Origin of the sequence: Acinetobacter sp. YH12117 (assembly GCF_013418865.1) — a bacterium.
GTDB lineage: Bacteria > Pseudomonadota > Gammaproteobacteria > Pseudomonadales > Moraxellaceae > Acinetobacter > Acinetobacter indicus.
Map to the genome: position 1 here is coordinate 40,425 of NZ_VPBF01000019.1, position 17,876 is coordinate 58,300.

A 17,876-nucleotide genomic window follows, 5' to 3' on the forward strand; every position below is an offset into this window, starting at 1 on the left:
TTATTTACAGTTCAATTCTTTCTGACGCGCCTTGATTTCGTCAAGTCGTTGTTGCTCTCTTTCAGAAAATTTTGGCTTGGTGGTATAGCAGTTGTCATTGCCAAACTTGGCTTTGGCTTCAGGATCTTTAAAGCAGAAGCCTTTTGATGCATAAATCACATCATGATCATTTTTCAGCTTTTGACATTCCTGTGCTGAAGCAAAAGCCGTGGTATTTGCCCCAATGAATGTTGCAAGACTGGTCAATAATGCAACAGTGAGCTTATTCATACGAGTTTCCTCTGTAATAACATTGTGGGTAAGCATCTACTCACAATATTAGGTTTTATTCTGATTATTCAATGGCCAGATCTTACTCAATTGTAATCTTGCTCCAGGCCTCATACATTTTAACGGCGCTGGAGAAGTCGCTATCTGGTTCCGCAGTAGCATTGGCAGCCTGTATCAAACTTTGGGCCAGCCCCAGTACCGGTGCTGAAAGTTTTGCATCGCGTACCAAGTCTAAAGCAATTCCGGTATCTTTGGCCAGTAGTGGCAGGGCAAAGGTTAGTGGAAATGCGCGATTAAGAATACGTTGAGGTAGCACCATTTCCGTTACCGCGCTTTTGCCGCTTGAGGCATTAATACAATCCAGCGCTTCGTTTAAGTTTACCCCATGCGCTTTTAAGGTGATAAATCCTTCGGCAACGGCGCATAAATTGACAGCCATCAACATGTTGTTAATGGCTTTAACAGCAAAACCAGCGCCCGGTTCACCGACATGCTTGATCAGTTGCCCAAAAGCCTGCATTGCGGGTAGGGCTTTTTCAAAAGCTTGCGCATCACCGCCCACCATCACGGTTAAGGTGCCTTTTTCTGCACCGATGGTTTGTCCACTCACAGGTGCATCTAAAAAATCTACCTGTTGTGCTTTGAGCTGCGCAGCCACTTTTTTGGCAGAATCTGGAACACCGCTGGTACAGTCCACCCAGATAGAGCCGGCTTTTAAACTCAAACCGTCTAACAGATTTTCCACATCCTGGCTGGTCGGCAGGCAGGAAAAAATCACATCGGCCTGTACGGCCTGTTCAAGCTCAACCGCCTGTGTAGCATATTCCGCTGCGTGTTGCTCGGCTTTGGCAAAATTACGGTTCCAGACATAGACTGTATCAAAATGCTGGGGTAAATGTGCGGCCATGCGGTATCCCATAGCGCCCAAACCAATAAATGCAACAGACTGAATCATGCGGTTTCCTTGTGTATTTTTGTCGATCTTTGCTCGAGCCACCGGGTCAGCTTGGGCCAGAATTCATTGGCACTTTTCTGGCTGGACATCAGGCCTAAGTGACCACCCGGAATAAGAGTAAACGTGACATCTGTACTACTTGTCAACTGGCTTAAAGGCTGTGCAGCGGCAGCCGTCACAATCTGGTCGCTTTGCCCGGCCCCGACAAATAAAGAACAGCAAATATTTTTTAGTTCAATATGTTCATCCTTCAGGCGGATAATGCCGTTTTTCAGCGGATTTTGCAGCCAGACATTCAGTACCATGTCCTGATTAATCCCGCCCGGATAATCGATCATATTGTTCAGGAAATTCCCCAGCGTGGCATGTTCATGCAGTATTTGCGGATCATGCAGGTTGAGAAACAGCTGGCGCTGACTGTCCAGCCAGCCTTTAGGATCTAGAATTTTAAAACCTAAAGCGTTGATGATGCCGGGTGTATGAATGAAATGTGGGGGAATAGAGCCCTGATGTAAGGCCTGTTTTAATTTGTGATTACGTGAAATCAGCTGGTTGCTGCGTTTAAACAGCTGGCCGATGCGACCGGAAGCATAACTATCTACCGGGCTGCCCAGCACCATCAGGTTTTTCACAATCTGAGGTTGACGATAGGCGGTATACAGCATCACAAAGACGCCGGCCATACTCCAGCCATGTAGGGAAATCTGCTCGCTATGGGAGTGCTGTCGAATCTGCTCAATACAATGCGGAATCGCAGCATTAATAAAGTACATAAAATTTAAATGACGATGGGTATAGTTTAAACGTCCCCAGTCAATCAGGTAGACATCAAAACCGCTATGCTGTAAATGCTTGATTAAAGAGCGATAGGGATACAAATCATAAATCGCCATATTAATCGCCAGCGGCGCAACAAAGACCAGCGGCTCCTGATAGGCTTTATTGGGTGAAGCGTAATAACGGATGTGTGCGTGTTGGTATTCGCCAATGATCTCATACGGTGTGGTTTGGGAGAGCACCAAAGTCTTGCTGTTAAAAAGCCGGGTCGATAAGTTTTTTAACTTCTTGCGTTGATCTGCAAATTTTTTCTGTACTGGGTTCATAGCCTCTATCTGCTTGTCATGACGCTGAGTTGGATGAAGTCTAAGCGATATTTCCATATTTTACCTTGACCTTAAACACCTTGGGCGCTCAAAATGTTGGCAATTCTTATAACGGTAGTCTAAGGGCGAAAATCGAGATGAGCGAACAAGACGAGATCGAATATCAGTTAGATACTTTGGCAATTCGTACTGGTCATGACCGTACCTTCGAGGGTGAGCATAGTGAACCCATCTTTTTAACATCGTCTTTTGTTTGCGAAAGTGCAGCTGATGCAGCCGCCAAATTTTCTGGGCAAATTGAAGGGAATACCTATTCCCGTTATACCAATCCGACTGTCCATACTTTTGAAAAACGCTTAGCAGTGCTCGATGGCGCAGAACGTGCCGTGGCCACCAGTTCAGGTATGGCTGCAGTACATGCAATTACCCTGGCCTATTTAAAAGCCGGCGATCATGTGGTGTGTTCACGCGCGGTATTCGGTTCGATCATTTCATTATTTGAAAAATACGTCATGAAATTTGGCGTAGATGTAACCTTTGTTGATCTGGAAGATTTAGCGGCCTGGCAGCAGGCGATTCGCCCGAATACACGTTTACTGTTTATTGAAACCCCATCTAACCCGTTGGCACAGGTCGGTAATCTGCAAGCGATTGCCGATATTGCCCATGCAGCCAATGCCTTGTTTGCCGTCGACAATACTTTCTGTACCCCGGTTTTGCAGCAGCCGATTAAATTTGGTGCGGATTTAATCATTTATTCATCAACCAAATATATTGATGGTCAGGGCCGTGCCCTGGGTGGTGCTGTGGTGGGTAATCACCAGCTGCTGGAAGAAATTAATGGCGTGATTCGTACCCTGGGTAACTCGATGAGCCCGTTTAATGCCTGGGTCTTCCTTAAAGGTCTGGAAACCCTGAACCTGCGGATGAAAGCCCACTGTGCCAGTGCGCAGAAGCTGGCAGAATGGCTGGATGCCCATCCAAAAGTGGAAACCGTGTATTACGCCGGTCTGCCGCAGCATCCGGGGCATGAGTTAGCGAAAAAACAACAAAGCGGTTTTGGTGGTGTTGTATCGTTCGTGGTGAAAGGTGAGCGTGAAGGCGCATGGACTGTCATTGATAACACGCGTTTCTTATCCATTACCAGTAACCTGGGCGATGTAAAATCTACAATTACCCATCCTGCTACCACCTCACATGGCCGTATGTCTGCCGAAGCCAAACAGCAAGCCGGTATTTCAGAGGGTTTAATTCGTGTTTCTGTGGGTCTGGAAGATATTGATGATATTATTCGCGACCTTAGCCGTGGTTTAGACCTGATTTAATTTATAAATTCTGACATCTTTTTGCTGAATTTTCGTGTAGAGTGCTTAGCCAAAGATGTCAGTTTTGTTCGGAGATTTTTATGAACATTAATATGTTAATGCAGCAAGCGCAGCGCATGCAGAAAGAAGTAGAAAACAATATCAAGAAAGCCAAAGAAGAACTGGCACAAACTGAAGTGCATGCCGAAGCGGGCGGTGGTCTGGTCAAAGTAACCATGACCTGCCGTAACGTGGTGAAGCGTATTGAAATCAATCCTGAACTGTTACAAGACGATCCAGACATGATTGAAGACTTGATTGCTGCGGCCATGAATGATGCAGCGCGTCAGGCAGAAACCATTTCTGAAGAACGTATGAAAGCAGCGAATTCTGGTATGGGCTTACCACCAGGTTTGGCAGGCATGTTCTAAGGTAGCGCATCTGTGTTCAGCGATCGTTTTGATCAACTGGTACAAGCCTTGCGTATTTTGCCAAGTGTTGGGCCAAAATCGGCCCAGCGCATGGCCTTGCACCTGATCATGAAAAACCGTGAAGGCGCGCTGGGTCTGGCTTATGCCTTAAATGAGGCGACCACGCATATTCACGAATGTTCCATCTGCCATTCTTTAACCGAAGATGAAGTGTGCAATATCTGCGCATCTTCGGAACGTGATGAAGAATTACTCTGCGTGGTGGAATCACCAGCCGATGTCATGGCAATTGAACAAAGTGGCAGCTTCCGCGGTAAATATCATGTCTTGGGCGGGCATTTATCGCCGCTTGACGGGATTGGCCCGGAAGAAATCGGGATTCCAGCTTTAATTCACCGTTTAAGCTCGGGTCAGGTCAAAGAAGTGATTCTGGCGACCAATGCCACGGTAGAAGGTCAGGCGACGGCGCATTATCTGGTCGAAGCGACCAAGCATTTACCGGTGCAGATGACCCGGATTGCCCAGGGCGTGCCGCAAGGTGGTGAACTGGAATATATCGACAGTCACACTTTAAGTCAGGCTGTCCATAACCGTATGCGTATGAAATAAGTACCCCGGTGCTTATTTCATCAGATTTCAACTTTTTAAATTGGGTCTTAATCAAATATTGAAACTTTAACTAAGATATAAAAAATATAAACTTTTGTTTATCTTGAGCTTAAACTTTAAAAAAATCAGCAAAATATACCGTAAGTTTTATTTTTTTATAGCTAAATTATATTTATTGGTTAAAATACCCCTTGAGAAACTTTAACGACTCTCTCTGCTATGTTCCAATTTATTCAACAGCAACAAGACTTTGAAAATGTTTTAACATTAATGAGTCAAAACTCTACCTATGGACTGGATACCGAATTCATCAAGGTCGATACCTTATGGCCCAAATTGGGGGTGTTCCAGATTAATGTCGCAGGAAAAGTTTATTTGCTGGATGGAACAACGCTGAATCTTTCGGCGTTCTGGGAAAAAATCTTCCAGGCGCAGCAGAATATTTTCCATGCTTGCGGCGAAGATATTGACCTGATCTATCATTATGCCCAGCAAAAATCACTGAAAAACGTATTTGATACCCAGGTTGGCATGTCTTTTTTGGGCTATGGTCTGCAGGTCAGCTATCAGAATGCTCTAAAGCAGGTGCTAGAGGTCGATATTGACAAAGACCAGACCCGCTCGGACTGGCTGGCGCGACCATTATCACCGGAACAGTTGCAATATGCAGCCAATGATGTGCTGTATTTAATGCAACTGGCAGAAAAAGTACAGCAGGACTTGCAGCAAAAATCGTTACTGAATCTGGTGGTAGAAGATTGCCGTCATTTAACCCAGGAAATTGGGGAAGATACACCGCTAGAGCGTTTGTATCAGGATATCGGCAATTACCGCCATTCACGCCGTCAGCTCATGCAGTTGCAGCAACTGGTGGTCTGGCGTGAACAGATGGTTAAGGCTTTAAACCAGCCACGCAGCTTTATTCTGAAAAATACCACCTTACTGGATCTGGTTGAAAAAAATCCGAAAAATAATTTCCAGCTGTCACACGTGAAGGAAATCCGTCCGAATATTTTACGTGAACATGGCAAAACTATTTTAGACCTGTTGAAATTCCTGCCCGATCCAGAGCATTGGCCGCTGCGCATGGCGCGTCCAATTCGCCATTCTTCCAAAGAAGTCGGGCAGCACATTGAGCAGGTGATTCAACGCGGCGTCAATGAAACCGACATCCCCAAAGAAGTACTGATGCGGAAAAAATGGCTGAATGCCCTGTATCAGCATGTGGTATTTAAAAATGATGAGCAGGATTTACCAAGCTATTTATTGGGCTGGCGTTATGATCTGCTGACCAAGCCGCTGATTGAAGTGCTGCATCAAGATCAGCAGTATTTATCCAATCATATGAAAGTGATGGATTAAAAAAACAGCAAACTGCTGCCAGAATTATGATTTGTACACAATCACGACTGATGCGTTAATAATCACTAATGTATCCGTCTTTTTTTTGATGTATGCTTTGGCCTGAGTTAAACGAGTATTGTGCTGAATATGTTCTGTTCAATTTATAAATCGAGCAAAAAAGATGAAATGTATCTTTATGTCGCTCGTATTGAAAGCCAAGATGATCAAGCAGAAGCGGCAGATCCGCTTGAAGTGGTACCAGAAGTGCTACGTACTGCATTTGGTCGTGCAACGTTTGTCATGGATTTAGAATTGCATGAAAACCGTAAACTGGCGCGGGCCAATATTCTGCATGTCATGGATTCGATTCAAACCAAAGGCTTCTTTATTCAAATGCCGCCAGAAGGTTTAATTAATCCGAATGCGGTTGAGCCAGAAGGCTTACGCGGTGCCTAAGTTAAATTCAGGAGTTGAGTGATGGAAAATTTAATGACTTTTTTAGAATCAATTCCTGAAAATACCATTGCCGTTACGGTCTATCTATTGGGTAGCCTGATTATTTTATGGTGCTGGTATGAAATTGCCAAACGTCTGCCTCATCCACTCGGTGGCGTAAGCTGGATTGTGGTCTTTGCCATCTTGCTGACCCCTACCATTTCCGAAGGGCATAATGCAGGTATTGCACCGGCCACCTTTGGTTTGCTGTTTGGTGTATTAACCAAGGAAATGCCGTTGGTCTGGTCCAATTTATCTGCCATTCTGGTGGTGATTGGTTTAGGACTGGTGGTTGGTTATTTCTGGTCTAAATATAGCCAGCGTAAAGCAGGTCTTGCTGCCAAGAACAACAGCACAGCGCTTTAATTACAAAAATAAGTTTAAATTGAAATAAGGTTATCTCATGTCTGTAGATACACAACACTTCACTGGTACCGATCAATACATCGCCACTGACAGCTTAAAGCTGGCGGTGCAGGCGGCTCGCCGTTTACAGAAACCGCTGTTAATTAAAGGTGAACCGGGTACCGGTAAAACCTTACTGGCCGAGCAGGTCGCACAAAGCCTAGGACTGAAACTGATTACCTGGCATATCAAATCGACCACCAAAGCCCAGCAAGGCCTGTATGAATATGATGCTGTGTCGCGTTTACGTGATAGTCAGCTGGGGGATGACCGGGTTTATGATATTAAAAACTACATCAAGCCGGGCAAACTGTGGGAAGCGTTTAGCAGTGAAGAGCGCTGTGTACTGCTGATTGACGAGATTGACAAGGCCGATATCGAGTTTCCAAACGACTTGCTGCATGAGCTGGATAAAATGTCCTTTTTCGTTTATGAAACTGGCGAAACCATTAGCGCAACGCAGCGTCCGATTGTGATCATCACTTCCAATAATGAAAAAGAACTGCCCGATGCTTTCTTGCGTCGCTGTTTCTTCCATTATATTGATTTCCCTGATGAAGCCACCATGCGCGACATCATCAATGTGCATTTCCCGAATATCTCCACGACTTTGGTGTCAGAAGCCTTACAGGTATTCTTTAAACTACGCCAGATTCCGGGCCTGAAAAAACCACCTTCAACCTCTGAATTGATTGACTGGCTGAGCCTGTTAATGGCGGATGACATGCCGGACGATATTCTGCGTAATGCTGACAAAACCAAAGCCATTCCACCATTGTATGGCGCGCTGATTAAAAACGAGCAGGATGTTCAGTTACTGGAACGCTTAGCCTTTATGGCCCGTCGTTAAGGGAGTAATCGCCACATGTTTGTGCGATTGTTTTATACCTTAAGAAAATACGGCATCCCGGTCACCACCCGCGAACTGATTGACCTGAACCGTGCAGTGGCAGAAGGTCTGGTCTTTGCCAATCAGGATGAGTTTTATCATCTGGCCAAAACCATTATGGTCAAGGATGAGCGCTTTTTTGACAAGTTCGACCGGGCCATGAAAGATTACTTTGATGGTATCTCGACCTTTGATCTGGATGAATTGCTGAATCAGGTCCATAAGCTGCCGAAAGACTGGTTTGATCTGGAGCTGCTGGAAAAGCATTTAACCCCAGAGCAGCGCGAAGAACTGAAAAAAGCCGGTTCATTGGAAGAGCTGATGAAAATGCTGGAAGAGCGTTTACGCGAACAGCATAAAAAGCATCAGGGCGGTAACCGCATGATTGGGACCGGTGGAACCTCGCCGTTTGGTGCCTATGGTGATCATCCTGAAGGGGTGCGTATAGGCGGGCCGGGCCGTAAACGTTCAGCGGTTAAAGTCTGGGAACAGCGTCAATACCGTAATCTGGATGATGACCAGCTGCTCGGTTCACGGCAAATGCAAATGGCGCTGCGCCGTCTGCGCAAGTTTGCCCGTCAGGGCGCGGCTGAAGAATTAGATGTCGATGGCACCATTCGTGAAACCGCCAAACAGGGTATTCTGGATGTGCAACTGGTACCCGAACGGCGTAACCGGGTTAAAGTGTTAATGCTGTTTGATGTCGGCGGCTCCATGGATGCGCACATCGCCCAGTGTGAAAAGCTGTTTAGTGCCGCCAAAACCGAATTTAAAACGCTGGAATATTTTTATTTTCATAACTGCCTGTACGACTATGTCTGGAAAGACAACGTGCGCCGTTCACACACTCGTATGAATACCTGGGACTTATTCAATACCTATGGACGCGACTATCGTGTGATTGTGGTCGGGGATGCCAGTATGGCACCTTATGAGCTGAATGCCGTTGGGGGTTCAGTGGAATATATGAATGATGAGGCCGGGCAGGTGTGGTTGCGCCGTTTACGCCAGCATTTTGATAAAACCGCCTGGCTGAACCCGGAACAAGAGCAATATTGGCACTACACCCAGACCATCGGTTTAATTCAGCAAATTTTTGAAAATCATATGTATCCCATGACGTTAAAGGGGATTGAAGATTTAACCCGTTATTTGGCGCGTTAAGCTTCATAAAATAGAAGGAATACTGCATGAACTCTCAGATGAATGGCGTTGCCTTACCCAATGAAGATGGCTTTTTTGGTGAATATGGCGGGCAGTTTATTCCACCGCATCTGAAAGCGGCGATGGATGATATTAAAGTGGCCTACGAAGAAATTCGTCAGACTCCGGAATTTCAGCAGGAACTGGCTGAGCTATTCGCACATTATGTAGGTCGTCCAAGTCCGCTATTTCATGCCAAGCGTTTATCTGAGCAGTTGGGCGGGGCACAAATCTATTTAAAACGTGAAGATTTAAACCACACTGGTGCACATAAAATTAACCATTGTTTAGGTGAAGCCTTGCTGGCCAAATATATGGGCAAAACCAAAGTCATTGCCGAAACTGGCGCTGGTCAGCATGGCGTGGCATTGGCAACCGCCTGTGCTCTGGTGGGTATTCCATGCGAAATTCACATGGGTCAGGTCGATATTGAGAAAGAACATCCAAATGTCGTAAAAATGAAAATTCTGGGCGCCAAGCTGATTTCCGTGACCCGCGGCACTGCAACCTTAAAAGATGCGGTAGACAGCGCCTTCGAAGAATACTTAAAAGATCCGAAAAACTATATTTATGCGATTGGTTCGGTGGTGGGACCGCATCCATTCCCGATGATGGTACGTGATTTCCAGGCCATTATTGGTGATGAAATTAAAGTTCAGGCGCAGGAACGTTTTGGTGCACAGCCGGATTATATTGTGGCTTGTGTCGGTGGTGGTTCTAATGCTGTGGGCGCTTTTACCGCGTTTCTGAATGATCCGGAAGTAAAACTGGTTGGTGTTGAGCCAGCCGGTCATGGCCTGAATACCGATATGCACTCTGCAACCCTCACCTTAGGTAAACCGGGTCAGTTACACGGTATGGTCTGTTATGTGCTGGAAGATGAGCAGGGTGAGCCACTCCCGGTACACTCGATTGCATCTGGCCTGGATTATCCGGGTGTAGGGCCACAGCACAGCTTCCTGAAAGATGCTGGTCGTGTCGAATATACCACTGCTACTGATCAGGAATGTTTGGACGCCTTTATTCAGCTATCACGGGTTGAAGGGATTGTGCCGGCACTGGAAAGCTCGCATGCGGTCGCATGGGCAATACGTGAAGCACCAAAAATGTCTAAAGATACTAATATTGTGGTAAACCTGTCCGGTCGCGGCGACAAAGATGCGGACTATGTGGCACACAAGCTAGGGCTGAATTAATCCTGTTTAGTCTCTTTTAAACGAGCAGTTTTAAAAAAGATCGTTTTTTAAAAGGCTAGCCATAAAAAAACTCTCCTGAAGGAGAGTTTTTTTGTTTTTTATATTGTCTGTTTAGCTGGCAATATATTGTTGTAGCTGGTCGATCAGTTTACGTTGATTATCCATTACTGCTTTTACCAGGTCGCCAATCGACACCAGTCCGACCAGCTTGCCATCTTCTACTACCGGTAAATGACGTAAATGACGATCGGTCATCAGGCTTAAACAGTCTTCTACGCTGGTGCTTTGGGTCACGGTCAGTACCTTTGCTGTCATAATCTCGTTGACGGTGGTGTCATAAGAGGAGCGTTCCATCAGGGCAATTTTACGGGTGTAGTCACGCTCGGATAAAATCCCGACCACTTGACCTTCATGGGTCACCACAAGCGCCCCAATGCCTTTATCGGCCATAATTGAAATTGCTTCGAGTACAGTTGCTTCCGGGCTAACGGTATATATTTCCTGGCTATGCTTATCTTTTAATACGTGTGTTACATTGGTCATTCTGTCTGGTCCTTGCCATTTTTGTTCTTGGTATGGGTTCTAACTTAACCTCAATTTTGAAAAATGCCAATAGTTTTATCATTAGAGGCAATAATCAGCAGTCATATTGTTTTCATTGAGGTTTAATGGTGCATGAATCTCTACGTTAAGCGGTCTTTAACTGGGCATCATTAAAGAAAAAGTGTTTCATTTGCTGTGTGGTCAGCTTGAATTGCTGGCTGGAGCAATGGCACAGCGCCGGTGTGACTTTTAAACGGGTTAAGGTTGGTAGCAAAGAATTCTGAAAATCCTGCGGGCTAATCTGGCGCGGAGTGTAGTTTGGCCAGTGTTTCTTGGCATATTTATAGGCTTGGACACCGTTTAACCAAAAGGGAAAAATAAAATCATCCTGATCGGAGGTCATGGCCCAACCCTGATGATATAGCCCCCAAAGTACCCCGCAATACATCATTGATTTTAGAATACTGATTTTCATGTGAATATCTTGGGCAGCGGGTTTTAAAGACTTAATCTGGTTCATGTCATATAAACACTAATGTGGTGCCTGTATTGTAGGAAATTCAGATGAATAAAGCGTTTAAGCTTTGCGTTAAATCGTAAACAAATATAAAAAACAAATTTCAGGCATTAAAAAACGCCACCTAGGTGACGTCTGTTTATGCTTGCATGGTGGCCATATTCTGCCAATACTGTGCTTTGAGTGAATCGCGTTCTACGCGGAAGCCTTGATAGTACAGTTCAGCTAAGAACATAGCGGCTTTGCCATGACCCGCGCGGGCAACCTGTTCAAGTTCAGCCACAGCATCTTGGAAGTTCATCTGTGATTGAATGGTGTTAACCGCATTTGCATATGCAATTTCAAGATCATGGTGAGAGATACTCTGAATCATATAAAACTCCTTTATTTTAATTATGATCGCAATAAAGACTGTATAGCCAGTCTAAATAATAGTTTATCGAGGTTGTGTTAAACTAATATTACACATTCGTTGAAATGTCAACTAAGAGATGGGGCAGATCCGTGATATTTCAAGTTTACATGATTAAACATTGAACACTCTATAATTTTATTATGATATGCATATAAGAAAGGTAACATAAAAAGGAGAGCCACATGACAAATACAATAGACGGTTTTAACTTTGATCTGCCTTTACGTGCGGAGCAGATTATCGAGCTGGCCCATCATCACCGTAAAAAACTCGATGAGGCGGTGTTCCATCAGGAAATTCATTTAGGTGAGTATTGTCTGGCGCAGCGTAAACGTGTGCATGACTTTACCAGTACACTCGATCCACAGCAGCGTGAAGAATTCTACCGTATTTATAATGGTGAGCTAATCAGCATTGCCGATGATGATGAACTGCATCCGGCTGATGCCGAAAAAGGGGTCAGTATCTTTGCCATCTTCATTGTGCTGGCCATTGTCGCGGGTATTATCCTGTATACCGTATTCCGCGCGCTGATGACTTAAGCAGCAGTGGCTCAATTTTACTCGCCAGTTCGGGTAAAATTGGGTCATCTATCTTGTGCAAATACCGCTAGCATCCTACACTACGGCTATTCGAGGTAGGCTATGCATGACGCAATACAAAAAATTTCTCAATTATTCATTCAATTAAAATCACGACTCACGTTAGAGCAAATTTATAATGGGGTAGTGGTCAGCATTATTGTCATTATTCTCCTGTTATCTTCCATTGCACTTTATCGCCCGGTCGGGTCCGTACAATTTCAGAATATTGAGTATCTGTCACAGCAGTCGATGTATCCTGAAACTCAGGAGATGGCTGTGCGCTTAATGCAGCAGCCACAGGTGCGTTATGGGCAATATCTTAAATTGATGCAGGCCCATCAGATGGAACTGGGTCAGGCAAAACAACTTCCTCCCCTGGATGTGGAGGCGTATTAATCGCCGGAATATCTCCAACCTGAGGAAGCGATTGACCGCCAGTGGTCTGTAAATTGTACTGCAACAGTTGTTCTAAAGCCGCCTTATCTAAACTTTCACTCACTACAATCACGGTCAGATGTTCCGGATGCAGATGCCGGCGTACCGCAGCTTGCACATCTTCGGCGCTAATTTTGCTGAGCTGTGCTGAATATTCACTCAAGCTCTGTGCCGATTGTCCATAAAATCCCAAACTGCCGAGCTGGGCATTAATACTGGCATTGCTGCTGTAATGGTTGGGATAGGCTCTTAACAAGCCGTTTTTGGTTTCTTCCAGCTGTTTCGGATCAATCGGTTCACGGACAAAATCGACCAGTGCCTTATGCGCGACACGAATACTGTCCATTAGCTGATCTTGCCGGGTTGAGTAGCTGATGCGAAATACACCCGGTGCCTGACTAAAGCTCATGCTGCTAGATGCGCCATAGGTATAGCCACGTTTTACCCGCAGTTCTTTCATCAAAACAGAATGAAAACCACTACCGCCGAGCATACGATTGGCCACTTCTAGAGCCAGCCGGTCTGGATCATGACGTGTGGTGCCAATATGACCGAGCACAATATGCGCCTGACTGGACTGATAGGGCATGTGTACAATCTGAAAGCCATTTGCTGTGATGGGTGTGGGGAGTGGTGCAGCCGCCTGACCTTGCGCTAAGTTGCCGGCAATGCGTTCTGCCAGATTTAAAGCTGCTTTGGCCTGCATTTTCCCGGTAATAGCAATATTCATATTCTGCGCCACCAGAAACTGCTCACGGAACTGTTGCAGATGTTTGGGCTGAATCCGCTGAATACTGCCATTGGTGCCGTTAATTGGCTGGGCATAAGGATGTTGCCCATATAAGCTGCGATACAGCTGAATCTCCATCATCCGGCTGGGATTTTCTTTCAGCTGTTTTTGCCCCAGCTGGTTATTGCTGACCACCATGCCAATACTCTGTTTTTCAAAGGTGGCATGTTTGAGCAGTTCCATCATCATGGCTAAAGCTGGTTCCAATTTTTCCGGGTCAGACAGCACCCGTAATTTGACAATAAACATATCTCGATAGGCTCGCGCACTAAACTGCGCACCGACCTGTTCAAACACGGCAGCCACTTGTTGTGCGTTATATTTGGGCGTGCCTTCATCTAAGAGCTGGGCGGCCATATTGGCCACGCCGTATAAGCCGCTTTCAATTTCCCGATCACGCGCGGCACCGGCATTAAAGGTCAGCTGTATATCCAGAATTGGCAAGTCCTGTGTTTCCACAAACAGGGTTCTGACCTGATAGCGGTTATTCAGGTCATGCACATAAGGCGCGCGATAATCCAATTTCTGCTGATTAATATTTCTGAGACTTTGCAGCAGCGGCAGAGATTGCAAGGTATTTGGATTTTCATCCACTTCGGCGGTGGTATTAACATTGGCCTGTGCAGAACTGATCGCAAATAAGCTGGCCACCAGAACGCAGGAACGGAAATAGGGCATGTCGGTATCCTTTAGGGTGACTTGCTGTGTGGACGCAAATATAAGGTGGTCAAATTGTCACGCACAAAATAGACATTGGCGATGCGTTGAATGTCTTGCGGGCGTACGGTTTCAAAATGCTGGGGCAGCTCATCCATCAGGCGATAACTCAATCCATTCACCTCCAGATTACCCATCATCTTGGCCTGTCCAGCCAGATCATCCTGACTATAAAGCAAATTCGACACAAACTTGGCTGTCACGCGTTTCACTTCCTGTTCATGCACCAGCTCGGTTTTTAGGCGTTCAATTTCAGCCTGAATCGCCTGTTCGGCTTCGGCCAGATCCACGCCATCCACCGGTAAAGCTGAAATGGTAAACAGGCTGTCGCCACGATTATATGGATCATAGCTGACGCTTAAGGCGCTTAAGAGTTTTTGCTCACGAATCAGACGCTGCTGCAGACGAGAAGAAATGCCGCTGTCTAATAAATGCTGAATAATGGTGAGTGCATAGGCATCTTGCGGATTGGTCGCAGTCGTTAGCGAACGGACATTCCAGGCCATATACAAATTCGGCACCTGAACCGGAAAATTCAGTTCCATGTGCCGATAGCCCAGACGTTCAAATTCGCGGACATCATTGCGGGCTGGCAGGCTGCGCGCTGGAATATCGGCAAAGTATTTTTGTACCTGGAGCAAAGCCGCTTCAGCATTAACATCGCCGACAATAATTAAAATGGCATTATTCGGGCTATACCACTGCTTGTACCACTGACGTAAATCCTCCAGCTGGATATTTTGTAGATCTTTCATATGCCCAATAATTGGCTGGCGATAATGACTGGTCGGGTAGGCAATCCATTTAAACCGTTCAAAAGCCAAAGCACGCGGATTGTCATCGGTACGCTGGCGCCGTTCTTCCATCACCACTTTGATTTCGGTGGCAAAATCCTGCTGGCGCAGCAATAAATTACGCATCCGGTCGGCTTCAAGCTCCAGCGCCATCGGAAAATAGGTTTTTGGATACAGCTGATAATAATTGGTGTAATTGGTAAAGGTCGAGGCATTGACCCGGCCGCCGTAAATCCGGCTGAGTCGGGTAAATTCATCATTTGGCACTTTATGCGTGCCCTTGAGCATCATATGTTCCAGCGCATGGGAAATACCGAGTAAATTTCCCGACTCATCACTGCTACCAACTTTGTACCAGATTTGAGTCATCACCATCGGCGAACGATGATCTTCACGAATAATGACTTTTAAACCGTTTTTTAACGTGGTTTCAACGGTACTGCGTGCCAGCTCGCTTTGAGTATTGGCCGCCAAAGCGCTCGATGAGAAACCGATCAGAAGTAGGGTAAGGGCGAAACGTTGTTGTTTTAAATGATGAACCACAGCAGGCAAAATTTTATTGTTCAGTATCACAAAGATGATCCGCAATGCATCTGTATTTGCTTTCATTCTTCAGAAACGGGGCAGTGAAAGCAAGGGAATCCTGTAACTTTTTGCAGCCTGCGACACATGATTGGCAATGACAAGTCAAAGCGGGCAGTTTATGTTAGAATCCAACTTTTTAACGCACTGCTTTTCAAGGATTCGGCATGCAACAGCAATCTAATGGGCAAAATAAATTTTTGATTGATGCTGATATCGGGGATGACGATGTCACTTTACCAAGTTTACCTGCGGTAAATGTACCTATCGTTGAAACACCTAAAGTAGAACAAGCACCTGTTTCTGCGCCTGTAGCCACAGAAGCAGCTGAAGAGAAATCAAAAGGCGGTTTCTTCAGCCGTATGAAAGAAGGGTTAACCAAAACCCGTAAAAACTTTGCCGATGGGATGGTCAACATCTTAATTGGTGGCAAAGAAATTGATGATGAACTTTTAGAAGAAGTTGAAGAGCAATTGCTGGTGGCCGATATTGGTGTCGATGCCACCAAAACCATTATTGCCAACCTGACTGAACGTACCGCGCGTGGTGATCTGATTTATTCACACTCGTTGTATAAAGCCTTGCAGGAAGAGCTGGTGGCTTTACTGGCGCCGCGTGTTAAACCGTTGCATATTGACTCGAATAAAAATCCGTATGTCATTCTGGTGGTGGGCGTGAATGGTGTGGGTAAAACCACCACCATTGGTAAGCTGGCCAAACGTTTACAAGGTGAAGGCAAGAAAGTCATGCTGGCCGCTGGTGATACCTTCCGTGCCGCAGCGACTGAACAGTTGCAAATCTGGGGCGAGCGTAATGATGTTGCTGTGGTCGCGCAAGGTCATGGTGCAGACAGTGCCTCGGTCATTTTTGATGCCTTTGAAAGTGCGCGTGCCAAAGGTATGGATGTCTTGATTGCCGATACTGCAGGGCGTTTGCATAACAAAGGTCATTTAATGCAGGAACTGACCAAAGTTAAACGCGTGATGCAAAAAATTGATGCCACTGCACCGCACGAAGTGATGCTGGTGGTAGATGCCGGTACTGGTCAGAATGCGATTAACCAGGTTGAAATGTTTGATGAAGCGGTTGGCTTGACGGGTTTAACCATCACCAAACTGGATGGTACCGCCAAAGGTGGTGTGCTGTTTAATATTGCCAGCCGTACCCATGTGCCTATCCGCTTTATTGGGGTGGGTGAAAAAATTGACGACCTACGTCCATTTTCAGCCAAGTCCTTTGTGGCAGCGCTGTTTGAAACAGACAAATAAGCAGCTCAACAACTCCGCGATTTGCGGAGTTTTTTTATATATCCTTTAAACTGTAAAAAACCAATAACTGATATAAACCTAGAGCAGGGATGATGCTCATCCGCTTTGACGTGCTTTAAAATCTAACTTGTTTTCATAAAATCTACGATAAGCGCGGTTATTGTTCCATAAATGCAACACATTGTTATAAAACTGGGGCTATTTTCCAGCCCAGGCAGCCATTAAGATAAATCCATCTGTTATAAACACAAGACCATACCAAGGAAAAAGATATGTCATTTAAAGATCATTTACTTAAACGCCGTACCATTTACTCAATTGGTAAAAATGTGGCGCTAGATGAAGCAAAAATTGAAGAAATTATTAAAGAAGCCGTTCGTTTAAGCCCATCTTCGTTTAACTCGCAAACTTCACGTGTGGTGATTCTGTTTGGTGAGTCACATGCCAAATTCTGGGAAATTGTACGTGAAACCTTGCGTAAAATGGTGCCGGCTGAAAACTTTGCATCAACTGACAGCAAAATTAGCAGCTTTGCCGCAGGTTTTGGTACTGCGTTATTCTATGAAGACCAAGATGTCGTGAAAGCACTGCAAGAACAGTTTGCACTATATGCAGATAACTTCCCGGTATGGTCAGAGCATTCAACAGGGATTGCCCAGTTTGCAACCTGGATTGCGCTGGCAGAAAACAACATTGGTGCATCGCTACAGCATTACAACCCGATTATTGATGAAGAAGTTGCGGCGACCTTTGATGTACCAGCCAACTGGAAATTAAGAGCGCAACTGGTGTTCGGTTCAATTGAAGCACCAGCGGGTGATAAAGAGTTTATGAATGATGCAGATCGTTTTAAAACTTTTCACTAAGTTGCATAGCTAAACCAAAGAAAGGGCGCATTCAGCGCACTGCTGTCCCATAGTTTGCTTTAAATAAAAAAACCTGAGTCCTAACAGTTAAAATATGAGTGTAAACAAACACTTTAACGACCAGGATTCAGGTTTTGTCACATCAGAATACCGTATTTCAT

Annotated in this window: 21 protein-coding genes; 13 read left to right on the plus strand and 8 right to left on the minus strand. The window is 45.4% G+C overall.

Annotated elements, in window-relative coordinates:
- From FTU55_RS08580 to FTU55_RS08590, 3 genes are all read right to left on the minus strand, one after another.
- Nucleotides 1–270, minus strand: a complete 270-nt coding sequence (locus FTU55_RS08580) for a YARHG domain-containing protein (protein ID WP_045795400.1) — start codon at nt 268–270, stop codon at nt 1–3.
- A gap of 82 nt (nt 271–352) precedes the next feature.
- The gene (locus FTU55_RS08585) at nt 353–1,225 is read right to left on the minus strand and encodes an NAD(P)-dependent oxidoreductase (RefSeq protein WP_180046799.1); all 873 of its coding nucleotides are present in this window, start codon (nt 1,223–1,225) and stop codon (nt 353–355) included.
- Entirely contained in the window at nt 1,222–2,328 is a 1,107-nt protein-coding gene (locus FTU55_RS08590; RefSeq protein WP_180046800.1) for an alpha/beta fold hydrolase, read from the minus strand. The genes FTU55_RS08585 and FTU55_RS08590 overlap by 4 nt, the downstream gene beginning before the upstream one ends.
- Nucleotides 2,329–2,465: 137 nt before the next feature.
- Here FTU55_RS08590 and FTU55_RS08595 point away from each other — a divergent pair, with 137 nt between their 5' ends.
- From FTU55_RS08595 to trpB, 9 genes are all read left to right on the plus strand, one after another.
- On the plus strand, nt 2,466–3,653 hold the full coding sequence (locus FTU55_RS08595) for an O-succinylhomoserine sulfhydrylase (RefSeq protein WP_104472779.1): 1,188 nt from the start codon (nt 2,466–2,468) through the stop codon (nt 3,651–3,653).
- A gap of 80 nt (nt 3,654–3,733) precedes the next feature.
- The gene (locus tag FTU55_RS08600; protein ID WP_005178423.1) at nt 3,734–4,063 is read left to right on the plus strand and encodes a YbaB/EbfC family nucleoid-associated protein; all 330 of its coding nucleotides are present in this window, start codon (nt 3,734–3,736) and stop codon (nt 4,061–4,063) included.
- A 12-nt stretch (nt 4,064–4,075) separates the two neighbouring features.
- The gene (gene recR, locus FTU55_RS08605; protein ID WP_005178420.1) at nt 4,076–4,672 is read left to right on the plus strand and encodes a recombination mediator RecR; all 597 of its coding nucleotides are present in this window, start codon (nt 4,076–4,078) and stop codon (nt 4,670–4,672) included.
- A gap of 219 nt (nt 4,673–4,891) precedes the next feature.
- Nucleotides 4,892–6,034, plus strand: coding sequence for an HRDC domain-containing protein (locus tag FTU55_RS08610; RefSeq protein ID WP_180046802.1), 1,143 nt, complete (start codon nt 4,892–4,894; stop codon nt 6,032–6,034).
- Between the two features lie 129 nt (nt 6,035–6,163).
- Nucleotides 6,164–6,472: a YcgL domain-containing protein gene (locus FTU55_RS08615; protein ID WP_005178417.1), complete on the plus strand. Its 309-nt coding sequence runs from the start codon at nt 6,164–6,166 to the stop codon at nt 6,470–6,472.
- Between the two features lie 21 nt (nt 6,473–6,493).
- Entirely contained in the window at nt 6,494–6,877 is a 384-nt protein-coding gene (locus tag FTU55_RS08620) for a hypothetical protein (RefSeq protein ID WP_045795396.1), read from the plus strand.
- 37 nt (nt 6,878–6,914) lie between these two features.
- Nucleotides 6,915–7,766, plus strand: coding sequence for a MoxR family ATPase (locus FTU55_RS08625; protein WP_045795395.1), 852 nt, complete (start codon nt 6,915–6,917; stop codon nt 7,764–7,766).
- A gap of 15 nt (nt 7,767–7,781) precedes the next feature.
- Nucleotides 7,782–8,969 carry a VWA domain-containing protein gene (locus FTU55_RS08630; RefSeq protein ID WP_104505803.1) on the plus strand — a complete coding sequence of 396 codons (1,188 nt, stop codon included), beginning with the start codon at nt 7,782–7,784 and terminating at the stop codon, nt 8,967–8,969.
- 26 nt (nt 8,970–8,995) lie between these two features.
- A complete protein-coding gene (gene trpB, locus FTU55_RS08635) occupies nt 8,996–10,204 on the plus strand; it encodes a tryptophan synthase subunit beta (protein ID WP_168398041.1) in 1,209 nt (402 codons plus the stop codon).
- Nucleotides 10,205–10,315: 111 nt separating this feature from the next.
- Here trpB and FTU55_RS08640 read toward each other — a convergent pair whose 3' ends face one another.
- From FTU55_RS08640 to FTU55_RS08650, 3 genes are all read right to left on the minus strand, one after another.
- Complete coding sequence (locus FTU55_RS08640) at nt 10,316–10,747, minus strand: CBS domain-containing protein (protein WP_180046804.1); 432 nt, start codon at nt 10,745–10,747, stop codon at nt 10,316–10,318.
- A gap of 145 nt (nt 10,748–10,892) precedes the next feature.
- Complete coding sequence (locus tag FTU55_RS08645) at nt 10,893–11,267, minus strand: DUF2750 domain-containing protein (RefSeq protein ID WP_005178408.1); 375 nt, start codon at nt 11,265–11,267, stop codon at nt 10,893–10,895.
- A gap of 136 nt (nt 11,268–11,403) precedes the next feature.
- Nucleotides 11,404–11,637, minus strand: a complete 234-nt coding sequence (locus FTU55_RS08650; RefSeq protein WP_005178404.1) for a hypothetical protein — start codon at nt 11,635–11,637, stop codon at nt 11,404–11,406.
- Nucleotides 11,638–11,861: 224 nt separating this feature from the next.
- Here FTU55_RS08650 and FTU55_RS08655 point away from each other — a divergent pair, with 224 nt between their 5' ends.
- Nucleotides 11,862–12,221, plus strand: coding sequence for a hypothetical protein (locus tag FTU55_RS08655; RefSeq protein ID WP_005178401.1), 360 nt, complete (start codon nt 11,862–11,864; stop codon nt 12,219–12,221).
- Between the two features lie 102 nt (nt 12,222–12,323).
- Nucleotides 12,324–12,659: a hypothetical protein gene (locus FTU55_RS08660; protein WP_005178398.1), complete on the plus strand. Its 336-nt coding sequence runs from the start codon at nt 12,324–12,326 to the stop codon at nt 12,657–12,659.
- Here FTU55_RS08660 and FTU55_RS08665 read toward each other — a convergent pair.
- On the minus strand, nt 12,583–14,166 hold the full coding sequence (locus FTU55_RS08665; protein WP_180046806.1) for a pitrilysin family protein: 1,584 nt from the start codon (nt 14,164–14,166) through the stop codon (nt 12,583–12,585). The genes FTU55_RS08660 and FTU55_RS08665 overlap by 77 nt on opposite strands.
- Before the next feature lie 11 nt (nt 14,167–14,177).
- Entirely contained in the window at nt 14,178–15,494 is a 1,317-nt protein-coding gene (locus FTU55_RS08670) for a M16 family metallopeptidase (RefSeq protein WP_373686120.1), read from the minus strand.
- A 254-nt stretch (nt 15,495–15,748) separates the two neighbouring features.
- On the opposite strand from FTU55_RS08670, the gene ftsY reads away from it, so the two are divergent.
- Complete coding sequence (gene ftsY / locus FTU55_RS08675) at nt 15,749–16,849, plus strand: signal recognition particle-docking protein FtsY (RefSeq protein ID WP_016658995.1); 1,101 nt, start codon at nt 15,749–15,751, stop codon at nt 16,847–16,849.
- Between the two features lie 272 nt (nt 16,850–17,121).
- Nucleotides 17,122–17,715 carry a nitroreductase family protein gene (locus FTU55_RS08680; RefSeq protein ID WP_016658994.1) on the plus strand — a complete coding sequence of 198 codons (594 nt, stop codon included), beginning with the start codon at nt 17,122–17,124 and terminating at the stop codon, nt 17,713–17,715.
- Nucleotides 17,716–17,876 lie beyond the last annotated feature (161 nt).

Coding starts and splice junctions, on each gene's coding strand:
- FTU55_RS08580 (WP_045795400.1), bottom strand. CDS start 270: ATGAATAAGCTCACTGTTGCATTATTGACCAGTCTTGCAACATTCATT.
- FTU55_RS08585 (WP_180046799.1), bottom strand. CDS start 1,225: ATGATTCAGTCTGTTGCATTTATTGGTTTGGGCGCTATGGGATACCGC.
- FTU55_RS08590 (WP_180046800.1), bottom strand. CDS start 2,328: ATGAACCCAGTACAGAAAAAATTTGCAGATCAACGCAAGAAGTTAAAA.
- FTU55_RS08595 (WP_104472779.1), top strand. CDS start 2,466: ATGAGCGAACAAGACGAGATCGAATATCAGTTAGATACTTTGGCAATT.
- FTU55_RS08600 (WP_005178423.1), top strand. CDS start 3,734: ATGAACATTAATATGTTAATGCAGCAAGCGCAGCGCATGCAGAAAGAA.
- FTU55_RS08610 (WP_180046802.1), top strand. CDS start 4,892: ATGTTCCAATTTATTCAACAGCAACAAGACTTTGAAAATGTTTTAACA.
- FTU55_RS08615 (WP_005178417.1), top strand. CDS start 6,164: ATGTTCTGTTCAATTTATAAATCGAGCAAAAAAGATGAAATGTATCTT.
- FTU55_RS08620 (WP_045795396.1), top strand. CDS start 6,494: ATGGAAAATTTAATGACTTTTTTAGAATCAATTCCTGAAAATACCATT.
- FTU55_RS08625 (WP_045795395.1), top strand. CDS start 6,915: ATGTCTGTAGATACACAACACTTCACTGGTACCGATCAATACATCGCC.
- FTU55_RS08630 (WP_104505803.1), top strand. CDS start 7,782: ATGTTTGTGCGATTGTTTTATACCTTAAGAAAATACGGCATCCCGGTC.
- trpB (WP_168398041.1), top strand. CDS start 8,996: ATGAACTCTCAGATGAATGGCGTTGCCTTACCCAATGAAGATGGCTTT.
- FTU55_RS08640 (WP_180046804.1), bottom strand. CDS start 10,747: ATGACCAATGTAACACACGTATTAAAAGATAAGCATAGCCAGGAAATA.
- FTU55_RS08645 (WP_005178408.1), bottom strand. CDS start 11,267: ATGAACCAGATTAAGTCTTTAAAACCCGCTGCCCAAGATATTCACATG.
- FTU55_RS08650 (WP_005178404.1), bottom strand. CDS start 11,637: ATGATTCAGAGTATCTCTCACCATGATCTTGAAATTGCATATGCAAAT.
- FTU55_RS08655 (WP_005178401.1), top strand. CDS start 11,862: ATGACAAATACAATAGACGGTTTTAACTTTGATCTGCCTTTACGTGCG.
- FTU55_RS08660 (WP_005178398.1), top strand. CDS start 12,324: ATGCATGACGCAATACAAAAAATTTCTCAATTATTCATTCAATTAAAA.
- FTU55_RS08665 (WP_180046806.1), bottom strand. CDS start 14,166: ATGCCCTATTTCCGTTCCTGCGTTCTGGTGGCCAGCTTATTTGCGATC.
- ftsY (WP_016658995.1), top strand. CDS start 15,749: ATGCAACAGCAATCTAATGGGCAAAATAAATTTTTGATTGATGCTGAT.
- FTU55_RS08680 (WP_016658994.1), top strand. CDS start 17,122: ATGTCATTTAAAGATCATTTACTTAAACGCCGTACCATTTACTCAATT.